We start from the raw sequence: 12,264 nt of genomic DNA, 5'->3' as shown, positions 1-12,264 counted from the left end.
CGCTCAGCGCCTCCTTGGCGGCGATCACCGCGGCGTGGTCCTGGTCCTTGGCCCGGTTGCGGGCCACCCGCTCACCGGCGGCGTCGACCTCGGCGGGGCTGACGCAGGGGCCCTTGGCCCACCACTCCTCCAGCAGGCCGATCGCCTCGTCGCCGAGCGGGTTGACGCCCTCGCCGGCCGCCAGCGAGTGGCCGACCAGCACGTGCAGGCACTTGACCCGGTCCGGCATGCCGCCGGCGCTCGGGAAGCCCTCCAGCACCTCGACGGCGTCCCGGCGGGCGATGTAGTCCTCGTGCGCCCGCCGGTAGGCGGCGGCGAGTTCCGGGTCCTCGGCGAGCCGGGCGGTCTGCTCCTTCATCATGCCGTCCGCCTCCAGGGTGCCGATCAGCGAGGCGGCCTTCGGGCAGGTCAGGTAGTACAGCGTCGGGAACGGCGTGCCGTCGGGCAGCCGGGGCGCGGTCTCCACCACGTCCGGGTTGCCGCAGGGGCAGCGGTGGGCGACGCCGCGCAGCCCGCGCGGCACCCGGCCGAGCTGGGCGGCGATGGCGGCGACGTCGCGGTCGGACACGTCGGGGGCGTCGGACGCGGGAGGGTTCTGGTTGCTCATCAGGGGTCTGTTCGTCAGGGGGACGGGGGCAAGTGACGGGGCGTCAGGGGCGCTCGGCGGGCGGCCAGCCGCGCGCGGGCGGCGCGGCGGCGTCGGCGGCGTCCACCGAGTCCCAGAGGGTGGTGTACCAGGGGCGCAGGGCCTTCGGCTGTCCGGGCGCGGCGTCCGCCGAGGAGGGCCGGTCGCCGGCGGCGGGCCGCGGGCCGACCGAGACGAACGGGGTCTCGCCGGGCAGCGCGTAGTGCAGCCGCTGCCGGGCCTGCGCCTTGACGTACTCCGGGTCCTGCCAGCGGGCCTTCTCCCGGCGCAGCTCGTCGACCTGCTGGCGGGCATGCTCGGCCCTGGCGCGCTGCTGGGCGATCTCGCCGCGCTGGGCGATGTACTGCCGGGCCGGGTAGGCGAGTATCGCCACCAGCGAGCAGAGCACGAGCACCAGCACGGTGGCCCGGCTGGTGAAGCGCGGTCGCGCCGCCAGTCCGGGAATCCTCCACTTGGCCATCTGCTCGCCCCTCCTGCGCATGCCGGTGCCCCGGCCCCACCCTACGCGGTGGGGGCCGGGGCACCGGTCACATCAAGCGGTTGTTCAGCCCTTGAAGCGCGGGAAGGAGGAACGGCCCGCGTACTCGGCGGCGTCGTCGAGGATCTCCTCGATGCGCAGCAGCTGGTTGTACTTGGCGACGCGCTCGGAGCGGGCCGGGGCGCCGGTCTTGATCTGGCCGCAGTTGGTGGCGACGGCGAGGTCGGCGATGGTGACGTCCTCGGTCTCGCCGGAGCGGTGCGACATCATGCAGCGGTAGCCGTTGCGCTGGGCCAGCTCGACGGCGTCCAGGGTCTCGGTGAGCGAGCCGATCTGGTTGACCTTGACCAGCAGCGCGTTGGCGGTGCCGGTCTCGATGCCCTTGCGCAGGCGCTCCGGGTTGGTGACGAACAGGTCGTCGCCGACCAGCTGGACCTTGTCGCCGATCGCGTCGGTGATGGCCTTCCAGCCGTCCCAGTCCGACTCGTCCAGCGGGTCCTCGATGGAGACCAGCGGGTAGTCGGCGACCAGCTCGGCGTAGTACGCGATCAGGTCGGCGGAGGAGAGCGCCTTGCCCTCGAACCGGTAGGCGCCGTCCTTGAAGAACTCGGAGGCGGCGACGTCCAGGGCGAGCGCGACGTCCTTGCCCGGGGTGTAGCCGGCCTTCTTGATCGCCTCGGTGATGAGGTCGAGGGCCTCGCGGTTGGAGTCCAGGTTCGGGGCGAAGCCGCCCTCGTCGCCCAGGCCGGTGGAGAGGCCGCGCTCCTTCAGCACGCCCTTGAGCGTGTGGTAGACCTCGACGCCCCAGCGGACGGCCTCGGAGAAGGACTCCGCGCCGATCGGGGCGATCATGAACTCCTGGATGTCGACGTTGGAGTCCGCGTGCGAGCCGCCGTTGAGGATGTTCATCATCGGGACGGGCAGCACGTGGGCGTTCGGGCCGCCCAGGTAGCGGAACAGCGGCAGGTCGCTGGCCTCGGAGGCGGCGTGCGCCACGGCGAGCGAGACGCCGAGGATGGCGTTGGCGCCGAGCGAGGACTTGTCCGGGGTGGCGTCCAGGTCGAGCATGGCCTGGTCGATGAGGCGCTGCTCGGTGGCGTCGTAGCCGACCAGCTCGGGGCCGATCTGCTCGATCACGGCGAGGACGGCCTTCTCGACGCCCTTGCCGAAGTAGCGGTTCTTGTCGCCGTCGCGGAGCTCCAGGGCCTCGAAGGCGCCGGTGGAGGCACCCGACGGGACGGCCGCGCGACCGGTGCTGCCGTCGTCGAGACCGACCTCGACCTCGACCGTGGGGTTGCCGCGGGAGTCGAGGATCTCACGGGCTACGACGACATCAATGGACGGCACGAGGCATCTCCTAGCGGAAGCGGATGTGTGGTCGTTACGACCTGAGCCTAGCCGCACACCGCTCCCCGGCCACGTCCGGCCGGGCCCCGTCTCACGGTGTGGCCCGGCTACTCACCGGTAGTTCACCTGAATGCCGACCGCCCCGCCGCCCCGGGCGGCGCGAACTGCGCCGCGCGCGCCCGGAGTGGACGGAGCGTCAGCCGGGAGCCGGCGGGGTCAGAGCGCGAGCAGCTGTCCGGGCTCGATCAGGTCGGGGTCGGCGCCGATCACCGCGCGGTTCGCCGCGTACAGCCACTCCCAGCCGCCGGCCAGGTTCCGCGCGGTGGCGATCCCGGAGAGCGTGTCGCCGTCCTGGACGGTGTAGCCGCCACCGGCGGGCGCGGCCTGCGGGGCGGCGGCCTGCGGCGCGGGCGTCTGCGCGGGGGCGGGCGCGGCCGGCTCGGCGGCGGCGGGCCTGGCGGGCGCGGCGGGCTTGGCGGGCCGCGGGGCGGCCGGGCGCTCCTGCGCGCGGGAGGCGGCGTCGGCGGGGGCGCCGCCCCTGACGAGGCCGGCGCGCTTGGAGCAGACCGGCCAGGCGCCGGGGCCCTGCGCGGCGAGCACCCGTTCGGCCACCGCGATCTGCTGGGCGCGGCCGGCCTGGTCGGCGCGGGGCGCGTACTGGGCGCCACCGAAGGAGCGCCAGGTGGAGGAGGTGAACTGCAGGCCGCCGTAGAACCCGTTTCCGGTGTTGATGTTCCAGTCGCCGCCGCTCTCGCACTGGGCCACCCGGTCCCAGACGTCGCTCGGTGCGGCTGCCGCCTGGGTGGCGGCGAGCAGGGGCAGGGCCAGGCCGATCGAAGCGACGCCGGCGGCGGCGACGAACTTCTCGGCCTTGGTACTACGGCGGTGGCGACCGTTGGAGGAGAACAGCACGGGACTTCCTCTCCGCACGCCTGCGGGGTGAGCTGTCGGGTTCGGACCGGGAGGCTGGCCCGGCCGCCGGCGGGACCGGACGCGGTCGCGTCCGCTCCCCGGCGGCTTCACCCCAAGCCGTTGGGACGACGGCGTTCACACTGGTTCCCCCACTCCTGTCCGGTACCTGTTCGGTGGCCCGGGGACGCGGCGGACAGGACTCGGCGTGCCGCGTTCGGGGCCCACGGCTGCGGGCAGTTCGGAGACTAGGCAGAGCTGACGGGGGATCACAAGCTCATATCACCGCAATCACGCCGAAATTACGCACCCTCACTTCTCGTGCACAAAACATCCTCATATGTCCGGGTTTGTCCATGGTGCGGATGCGGAATGCGCCCCGGCCGGACGCGCCGCCGACCCAAGGGGGCGGCGGCCTGGGGCCGCTGAAACGGCGTCAGCGGGGCGCGAAGGAGACCGGGAGGTCGCGCAACCCGCGCATGATCAGTCCGCCCCGCCAGCGCAGCTCGGCCGGATCCGCCGCCAACCGGAGGTCCGGCAGCCTGGTCAGGAGGCTGCCGATCGCCCGCTGCCCCTCCAGCCGGGCCAGCGGGGCGCCGATGCAGTAATGGATGCCGTGTCCGAAACCGAGGTGCGGATTGTCCGAACGCGCCAGGTCGAGGGTGTTCTCGGCCGCGAACCTCGCCGGGTCGCGGTCCGCCGCGGCCAGCACCACCAGCACCGGGTCGCCGACCGGGATCTCGACCCCGCCGATGCTCAGCGGCGCGGTGGCGAACCGCCAGGTGGCCAGCTCCACCGGGCCGTCGTAGCGCAGCAGTTCCTCGACGCCGGTCTCCAGCAGGGCCGACTCGCCGCGCCCCAGCGACTCCTGGAGCAGGGTGCGCTGCCCCGGGTTCCGCAGAAGCGCGTACATGCCGTTGCCGATGAGATTAATAGTCGTTTCGAAGCCGGCGAACAAGAGGATGAAGGCCATCGCCGCGGCCTCGTTCTCGGTCAGGTGCTCGCCGTGGTCGCTCGCCCGGATCAGGCCGGAGATCAGGTCGTCGCCGAGGTCGGCCCGCTTGCGGTGGATCAGGTCGGCCAGGTAGCCACGGATCTGCTTGACCGCGCGGCCGACCCCGCCGCGCTTCCCGCCCGTGTGTCGGATCATCATGCCCGCCCAGTCGCGCAGGTCGTCCTGGTCCTCCGGCGGCACGCCGAGCAGGTCGCAGATCGCGTAGATGGGGAGCGGGAAGGCGAACTCGTGGATCAGGTCGGCCTCGCCGCGCCCGGCGAAGGAGTCGATCAGCCGGTCGGTGAGCTGCTGCACCCGCGGTTCGAACTCGGCGACCCGGCGCGGGGTGAACGCCTTCGACACCAGGCGGCGCAGCCGGGTGTGGTCCGGCGGGTCGATGTTCAGCAGGTGGGTCATCAGGTCGGCCTGCCGCTCCCCCGGGATGCCGACCCGGCCGGTGCGGTGCGCCTGCTCGCTGTGGTGCGCCGGGTTCTTGGAGAGCCGGGCGTCCGCGAGCGCCTGCCGGGCGTCCGCGTACCGGGTGACCAGCCAGGCGTCGACCCCGCTCGGCAGGGTGGTGCGGTGCACCGGGGCGTACTCCCGCAGCCAGGCGTACGCCGGGTACGGGTCGGCGGCGAACTCCCAGGTGAAGAGTGGCGGACGGGTGTCATGGGGCTGGTCTGGCATGTCTTGACCGTATCGGGAAGCGCCGCCGCGTGAGTCTGGTCACCTGGTGGGTATTCCCTGTTGCGGAGCGTCGGGGCGCGCCTACGATCCTCCGATAACCACAGTGGGTGGCGTGCGGGCTGCCCACGGGTTCGCTCTGTGAAGGGAGCAGACCAATGCGAGTAGCCGGTGCAGTGGTGGTCATCGCGGTGCTCGACGGAGGATCGGGGGCCGACCTGGCCCGCAGGTTCTCCGCCGCCGGCGCCGCCGGTCTGCTGATCGCCGACGTGCGCCCCGGTGCCGCCGAGGACCTCGCCGCCGAACTCGACCGCCCCGGCTGCCCGGTGGTCGGCGTCTCCGGCGACATCCACCACCCCGCGGACATCGCCGCCCTGGTGGACACCGCCGTCAAGCACCTCGGCCCGATCGACCTGTTCGCGGTGACCGGGCCGGACGGCGAGCGGATCGTCCAGCTCGCCGACCTGCCCCGCCACCTCGACCCGCTGGCCGAACTGCTCGCCCTGGTCGGCGAGGCGATCGGCGAGGTCGTCGTGCCGCTCCAGCGCCGCCCCGTCCAGGACGTCCCGCTGGCGGGCTGACCGGCCGTCAGCCCGCGTCCGACAGACCTTCGGCCGCCCGGACCGCCGACCGGTAGCGCCGGGCCGCCGCCCGCAGCGCCGCGTCCACGTCCACGCCCCGGTCGTGGGCGCGCTGCGCGACCGCCAGCAGCAGCTCCCCCGCCGACTCCGCGGTGAGTTCGGCGGGCAGCGCGTAGGCCGCGTCCGGCACGCCGGTGAAGTCCGCCCGGCGCACCCGGGACACCAGCTTCGCCGCGTACGCCAGCGCGGGCAGGCCCGCCGGGACGCCGTCCAGCACCGATTCGCGCTGCTTCTCCGCGGCCTTCAGCTGCTCCCAGTTGGCCTCGGTCTCGGCCGAGCCGGTGACGCTGACGTCGCCGAACACGTGCGGGTGGCGGTACATCAGCTTCTCGACGATGTCGCCGGCCACGTCGTCGACCGAGAACGGGTCCTCGGCGTGCTCCTCGGCGATCCGGGAGTGGAAGAACACCTGGAGCAGCACGTCGCCGAGCTCCTCGCGCAGGGTGGGCCGGTCGCCCTCCTCGATCGCCTCGACGAGTTCGAACGACTCCTCGACCAGGTACTTCACCAGGCTCTCGTGGGTCTGCTCGGCGTCCCAGGGGCAGCCGCCGGGCGAGCGCAGCCGGTCCATCACCGCGACCAGGTCGAGCAGCCGGGCGCCCGGCAGGTCGTACGAGCCGGGCAGTACCTCGATCTCCGGGTGCTCGCCGGCCTCCTCCACCGCGATCCGGGCCAGCGCGTCGGTCAGCCCCGGGTCGCCGTCCGGGCTCTCCAGCCACACCGCCGGGGCCTGCGCCAGCAGGTGCCGGGCCAGCGCGGGCGCGGAGCCGCGCTCGACCACCCGGGGCTCGACCCCGGCGGCGCGCAGCGCGGGCAGCTGCGGGTGGTCGGCGGCGCCGACCAGCACGGCGGGCGCGGAGCGGAGCGCGTCCCAGGCGGGCCAGGAGAGCAGGCCGGGGGCGACGCGGTGGGTGGTGGTCAACAGGATCAGCTTCGGAGTCTCCACGGGACCGAACTTACGCGACCGCCGGGACGGGCCGGTCCGGGGACGGCGAAGCGGGGACGGCGAAGGGGGCGCGGTTTCCCGCGCCCCCCGGTCGGGTGCCGGGCTCAGTGCCTGCGGCGGGCCCGGGTGGCGAGGACCAGCAGACCGGTGAGGAGGAGTCCGAGGGCGGCGAGGCCGATCAGCGGGAGCGCCTCGGCGGTGCCGGTGGAGGGCAGTTCGGACCCGCCGTCGGTGGCGGTCGGGCTGGGCGCCGGCTGCGGGGCGGTGCTGCCGGTGGGGCTCGCCGAGGGGCTCGGGCCCGGCTCGTCGGTGGCCGTCGGGTCGGGGGACGGCTCGGGCGTCGGGTCGGGGGCGGTGACCGTGACGACGGCCCGGCAGGCGGCGTCGGTGCTGCCCTCGCCGCAGTTGTTGCGGTAGGTGGTGGAGCCGACGGTGTTGCGGAGCGTGCCGGCCGTGCGGGCGGTCACCGAGTAGGTGACGGTCGCGGTGGCGCCGACGGCGAGGTCGCCGGTCCAGTGCAGGGTGCTGCCGGTGACGGTGGCGGTGCCGAGGTCGGCGGCGGCGTCGCCGTTGTAGACGGCGCCGGCCAGCACGGCGGTCAGGTCGTCGTCGAGGGCGACGCCGGGGGCGGCGACCCGTCCGGTGTTGGTGACGGTGATCCGGTAGCCGATCCGGTCGCCGGTGCGGGCGGTGGCCGGGGTGGCGGTCTTCTCGATCCGGTAGGCGGGCCGGTCGACCACGGTGTTGCGGACGGTGTTGCTGGTCCTGGTCTGGGCCCGCTGGGTCTGCACGCCCCGGAAGTCGAGGGTGGCGGTGTCGTCCAGCCTGGTGCCGGCGGCGGCGTCCCGGTCGACGGTGGCCCGGAAGGAGACGCTCGTCGCGGCGCCCGGGGCGAGGTCCGCGACCCGGCAGGTGACGGTCCGTCCGCTCGCGGCGCAGTCCGGGTTGGAGCCGGCCTCGCAGGAGGCGCCGGCCGGGAGTTCGTCGGTGACGGTGACGCCGGTGGCGGTGTCGAGGTCGGTGCTGCTGCCGTCGGCGTGCTTGTTCTCGACGGCGAAGGTGTAGGTGACGGTGCCGCCGGGTTCGACCTCGCCGGGCGGGTTGTCGTCGGTGCTGCCCGCCGGGGAGTTGGACTTGGTGATCCGCAGGTCGGGTTCGAGGGCGTCCACGGCCAGCCAGACCGCCTGCGGGTGCAGGGCGTCGCCCGCGCCGTTGATCCGCAGCACGGCCTGGCTGCTGCCGGCCGGGAGCTTGCCGGTGACGTCGACGGTGCGGGCGTCGTAGCCGTAGTTGTTGACCGGCGCCGGGTCGCGGGTGGTGGTGTTGCTGCCGGTGCCGTCGGCGGCGACCCGGTCGATCCGGCTGGTGAAGGCGTTGTCCGTGACGACGCCGGCCGGGCCGGGCATCGGCAGCAGGGTGAGCGCGCCGGTGTCGGGGCCGACCGACAGCTCGTCGCCGGAGATCGGCACGTCGCCGTCGCCGACCGTCACGCCCAGGGTGGTCCGCGGGGCGGTGGTGGCGGGGGTGCGGATGCCGCCCAGGGTGAGGGTGGCCAGGTTGTCGGGCGAGCGCAGCAGCTGGAAGCCGTCCCAGACGTTGAGGTAGCGCAGCGGGTCGGCCGGGTCCTCGTAGGCCACCACCAGCGACCAGCCGCCCCAGCAGCCGACGTTGTTGCCGCCCCAGTTGGCGGCGGACGAGCGCCCGGCGCAGGCCTGCAGGTCGGCGACGGTGTAGCTGCCGGGTCCGGCCGCCCGCACCTCGGCGGTGACGTCCTTGACGCCGGCCCCGGCCAGCAGTGGCTCCGGCGGGGTGCCGCCGGCCTGCTGGTCGAACCAGTCGTAGGTGTCGGCGGTCAGCTGCTGGTAGCCGGCGGCGCCGGGGACCTTCCAGGACACCCGGTCGCCCTTGGCGATGTCGCCCGGCGTGCCGTTGGTGCTGGTGTTGGTGGGGTTGAACTGCCAGTACAGCCGGGCCGAGAGGACCTGCGCGCCGGCCGGGACCTCCAGCTGCGCCGAGGAGGCGTTGTTGCCGGGGGCGGCCGGGTCGGTCTTCACGTACTTGGTGCGGTTGTTGTTGGTGCCCTCGGTGTCGTTGCAGACCGAGCCGTCGCTGGAGTCGCAGGTCAGCACCGAGTTCGACGCCATGGTGAGGTTGCCGTGCGCCAGCAGGTTCACCGCGGGGGCGGGCCCGATCGGCCGCTGGGTGCCCGCGCCGCGCACGGCGGGCACCGCGGGGGCCGCGGCGAGCGGGACGAGCAGGCCCGCGACCGGCAGGACCGCGCACAGCGCGCCCAGCAGTCTCGGGAGGGACGGACGGCGGTGCAGCACGGGGACCTCGCAACCGGGCGGCGGGACTGGGCAGGTGCCCAGCGTCACCGGCCCGCGGTGCCTCCCGGTCCCACCACGCGGCGGCGGTCCCCCGGCCGGCCGAGCCCGGCCCGGCCGTCGGGGGCGCTACTGGAGGTCGGCCTTCGCCGGGAGCCAGTCCTCGGTGCTGTCGGCCATCCCGATCCGGGTGGCGTCCCAGGTGCCGTAGCGCGGGTTGACGGTGATGTGCAGGGCCGTCCCGGCGTCGGCCAGGGCCTTGCGGATCGCGGCGTCGCCCTCGGGGCCGGACGGGTCCTGGCCGTCGGCCAGCTTGGTGATGCCGACCTGCCGCCGGTAGAAGGCGTCGATGCCGTCCGCGGGCACGCCCTGCTTGGCGAGCAGCAGCTGGACCAGGGTGGCGTCGCTGCCGACGGTGCGGGCGTCGCCGGCCCGGGCGGCGCCGACCTCGGCCGCGCTGACGTCCAGGTGACGGTCCGTCAGCGCGCGGTCGACGACCTTCGCCAGGATCAGGTCGGAGACGGCGTGCCTGGTCAGGCCGGGCTGCTCCTGGGCGCGGCCGGCCCCGGTGGCGGCGGCCTGCGCGGCCACGCCGTCGCGGACGGCCCCGACCCGGGCCTCGACCTGCGCGACGGTGATCCGCTCGTCGCCGACCACGGCGGCGGCCCCCTGGCGGGCCGGACCGGCGCCGCAGGCGGTGAGCGCGGCGACGGCGGCCGCGACGCCGAGGGCGGCGCGCAGGCGGCGGGCGGAGCTGGTGCGGATCACTGGGGCCTCCTGGCGGCTGGAGCGCGGTCCGGTGGTGCTCTCTGCGCGCGTGCGACGGAAGCGCACGGCTGGGACGAACAATAGGGAGCCCCGCCGCCCGGTGCCAGACCCCGCGCACGGACGCGCCGCGGAGATCCACCGCGAACCCCCTTCGCCCGCACGCCCGTTCGCATCGGGTCGGTCGTCCGATCGACCGTCCGGCCGCCCGTCCGAGGGGCGGGTCAGCCCGCGTAGGGGTTGGCGGTACTGGTGCGGTGGGCGCCGAGTTGTTCGAGGTGGGCGCGCAGGCGGCGGACGTCGGGGTGGTGCGGGCCGTGGCGGCGTTCGGTCTCCAGCAGGAGTTCCAGCAGGGTCTGCCAGCCGGTCGCGGTGTGGCCGGTGGCGGCCAGCAGCAGGCCGATCCGCTCGCGCAGTTCGGGGCCGGCCGGGGCCTCGGGCGGGAGCGCGGCGAGCACCGCGCGGTACTCGGCCAGCGCCTCGGCCGGCTGCCCGAGGTGTTCCAGGCAGCGGGCGGCGCGCCGGCGGTGGTCGAGGACGGCGGGGTCGTCCGGCGCGGCGGTGGCGGCGAGTCGGCGCAGTTCGGGCAGGGCGTCGGCCCAGCGCCGCTCGGTGAGCAGGGTGCGGGCCCGGATCGCCCGGACGGTGCGCACCAGCGGGGCGCCCTCGCCCTGTTCGGCGACGGCCCGGGGCAGCAGCGCGGCGGACAGGTCGAGCACCTCGGTGTGCCGTCCGGCGCCGACCAGGTCGGAGAGCCGGGCGCAGGCCCCGGCCAGCGTCTCCTGCCCGACGGCCGGGTCGACGGCGGGGGCGGGGACGGGAGCGGCCACCGGACCGGTGACCGGGTGCGGCGGCGGGAGGGTCTCGGCGGCGGCGGGCGGCGGGGGTTCGGCGGGGTGGCCGGGCTGCGGGTGGTGCGGGTAGCGGTAGGGGTCGCCGGGGTCGGGGACGGCGGGCAGCCGGGTGCGGACCCGGCCGGTGGGCGCGGGCAGCATCGGCAGCAGCATGGCGTGCACCTCGGCGGCCTCGGCGGGCCGTTCCGCGGGGCGCTTGGCGAGCAGCCGCAGCACCAGCGCCTCCAGCGCGGCGGGCACCTCGGCGCGCAGGCGGCGCAGCGGGACGGGCGGGTCGTCGACCTGGCGGCGCAGCACGCCGAGCGCGGTGGGGGCGGGGAACGGGGGCCCGCCGGCCAGCATCTCGTGCAGCATGCAGCCGAGCGCGTAGAGGTCGCTGCGGTGGTCGGCCCGGGCGGCCATCGCCTGTTCGGGGGCCATGTAGGCGGGGCTGCCGAGCGGGCTGCCGGTGAGGGTGAGCCGGGTGGCGCCGGGGTCGAGGGCGGCGGCGATGCCGAGGTCGAGCAGGATCGCCCGCCCGTCCGGACGGACCATCACGTTGCTGGGCTTGAGGTCGCGGTGGACCACCCGGGCCCCGTGCACGGCGCCGAGCGCCGCGCAGAGCTGTCCGGCGACGGCGACGGCCTGCTCGACCGGCAGCGGGCCCTCCTCGGCGACCAGGTCGGCGAGGCTGAGGCCGGGGACGCGCTGCATCACCAGGTACAGCTCCTCGCCGTCGGTCCCGGCGTCGTACACGGTGACCAGCCCGGGGTGGTCCAGCCCGGCGCCGATCCGGCACTCGCGCAGGAAGCGCTGCCGCAGCAGGTCGCCCCGGCTGTCGGCGGGGCCGGTCCCGGCCGCGCCGGGCAGCAGGTCGGCGCGGAGCAGCTTGACCGCGACCCGGCGTTCGAGCCGCTCGTCGTGGGCGGCCCAGACCTGGCCCATCCCGCCGTGGCCGATCTTCTCCGCCAGCCGGTAGCGCCCGCCGACGACCCGGCTCACGGCTGTCCGTCCCCGGCCTGTCGGCGCAGCAGTTCGCCGAGTTCGCGCAGCTCGGCGGCCCCGGTCTGGCCGGGCGCGGGCGTCGGGGCGCCGGGCGCGGGGGCGGCGGGCGCGGGCACCGGCGCGGCGGGCTGGTAGGGCGTCAGGTACGGGTTGGCCGGGGTCGGATAGGCCGGTGCCGGGGTCGGGTACGCCGCGGTCGGGGCGGTGGCCGGGTACCCGGCGGTCGGGTGGGCGGGGGCGGCCGTCGGCCAGCCCTGCGGCGCGGCGGCCGGGTAGCCGTAGGCGGCGGGGGCGGCCTCGGCGGCCGGCCAGAACCGGCGCTGGTTCATCAGCAGGAAGTGCACCGGCGTGCCGATCCACAGCGGCACCAGGATCAGCACCCCGACCAGGTTGCTGATCTGGCCGTCCTTGGGGGTGAGTCCCATCTCGATGTAGAGCGTCAGCTGCATCAGCCCGATGACGACCGCGCCGACGATGTCGGCCCGGCGCCGCCGGCCGACGGCGAGCACCACGGACGGCGCCATGCCGAGGATGCCGAGGGTCAGCACCGGGATCGCGGCGCACACCACCGTGACCCAGGTCCGGTAGGGGCCGGACGCGGCGCGGGCGGACATGGGCGCTCCTCGGTGACAGCGGGGCAGTGCGGGGCAGTGCGGGGCCCACGCTACCGTCACCGGACGAACCGTCCCATG

Annotated in this window: 10 protein-coding genes, 1 pseudogene and 1 riboswitch; of the genes and pseudogenes, 1 reads left to right on the top strand and 10 read right to left on the bottom strand. The window is 75.3% G+C overall.

Annotated elements, in window-relative coordinates; genetic code table 11:
• Nucleotides 1-70: 70 nt before the first annotated feature.
• From ACIQBJ_RS21660 to ACIQBJ_RS21640, 5 genes and pseudogenes are all read right to left on the bottom strand, one after another.
• Nucleotides 71-607, bottom strand: a pseudogene (locus tag ACIQBJ_RS21660) (DUF501 domain-containing protein); the annotation flags it as partial.
• Between the two features lie 43 nt (nt 608-650).
• Complete coding sequence (locus ACIQBJ_RS21655) at nt 651-1,106, bottom strand: septum formation initiator family protein (protein ID WP_400712794.1); 456 nt, start codon at nt 1,104-1,106, stop codon at nt 651-653.
• Nucleotides 1,107-1,190: 84 nt separating this feature from the next.
• Nucleotides 1,191-2,471, bottom strand: coding sequence for a phosphopyruvate hydratase (eno, locus tag ACIQBJ_RS21650; RefSeq protein WP_400712791.1), 1,281 nt, complete (start codon nt 2,469-2,471; stop codon nt 1,191-1,193).
• A 216-nt stretch (nt 2,472-2,687) separates the two neighbouring features.
• Nucleotides 2,688-3,383, bottom strand: coding sequence for a transglycosylase family protein (locus tag ACIQBJ_RS21645; protein WP_400712788.1), 696 nt, complete (start codon nt 3,381-3,383; stop codon nt 2,688-2,690).
• Nucleotides 3,384-3,386: 3 nt separating this feature from the next.
• A riboswitch (cyclic di-AMP (ydaO/yuaA leader) is annotated at nt 3,387-3,585 on the bottom strand.
• Between the two features lie 231 nt (nt 3,586-3,816).
• Complete coding sequence (locus ACIQBJ_RS21640; protein ID WP_400712785.1) at nt 3,817-5,061, bottom strand: cytochrome P450; 1,245 nt, start codon at nt 5,059-5,061, stop codon at nt 3,817-3,819.
• A 155-nt stretch (nt 5,062-5,216) separates the two neighbouring features.
• Here ACIQBJ_RS21640 and ACIQBJ_RS21635 point away from each other — a divergent pair, with 155 nt between their 5' ends.
• Nucleotides 5,217-5,639, top strand: coding sequence for an SDR family NAD(P)-dependent oxidoreductase (locus ACIQBJ_RS21635; protein WP_400712782.1), 423 nt, complete (start codon nt 5,217-5,219; stop codon nt 5,637-5,639).
• Nucleotides 5,640-5,646: 7 nt separating this feature from the next.
• Here ACIQBJ_RS21635 and ACIQBJ_RS21630 read toward each other — a convergent pair whose 3' ends face one another.
• From ACIQBJ_RS21630 to ACIQBJ_RS21610, 5 genes are all read right to left on the bottom strand, one after another.
• Nucleotides 5,647-6,645 (bottom strand): MazG family protein, encoded by a 999-nt coding sequence (locus ACIQBJ_RS21630; RefSeq protein ID WP_400712779.1) that lies wholly within the window; start codon nt 6,643-6,645, stop codon nt 5,647-5,649.
• A 104-nt stretch (nt 6,646-6,749) separates the two neighbouring features.
• Nucleotides 6,750-8,972, bottom strand: a complete 2,223-nt coding sequence (locus tag ACIQBJ_RS21625; RefSeq protein ID WP_400712776.1) for a hypothetical protein — start codon at nt 8,970-8,972, stop codon at nt 6,750-6,752.
• A 126-nt stretch (nt 8,973-9,098) separates the two neighbouring features.
• A complete protein-coding gene (locus ACIQBJ_RS21620; RefSeq protein WP_400712773.1) occupies nt 9,099-9,737 on the bottom strand; it encodes a SurA N-terminal domain-containing protein in 639 nt (212 codons plus the stop codon).
• A 221-nt stretch (nt 9,738-9,958) separates the two neighbouring features.
• The gene (locus ACIQBJ_RS21615; protein ID WP_400712770.1) at nt 9,959-11,569 is read right to left on the bottom strand and encodes a protein kinase; all 1,611 of its coding nucleotides are present in this window, start codon (nt 11,567-11,569) and stop codon (nt 9,959-9,961) included.
• Nucleotides 11,566-12,186, bottom strand: a complete 621-nt coding sequence (locus ACIQBJ_RS21610) for a hypothetical protein (RefSeq protein ID WP_400712767.1) — start codon at nt 12,184-12,186, stop codon at nt 11,566-11,568. Before ACIQBJ_RS21610 ends, ACIQBJ_RS21615 begins: the two co-directional genes overlap by 4 nt.
• Nucleotides 12,187-12,264 lie beyond the last annotated feature (78 nt).

This window comes from Kitasatospora sp. NPDC088391, from assembly GCF_044753345.1.
Lineage (GTDB): Bacteria > Actinomycetota > Actinomycetes > Streptomycetales > Streptomycetaceae > Kitasatospora.
This window is presented reverse-complemented; position numbering and strand designations above follow the sequence as displayed.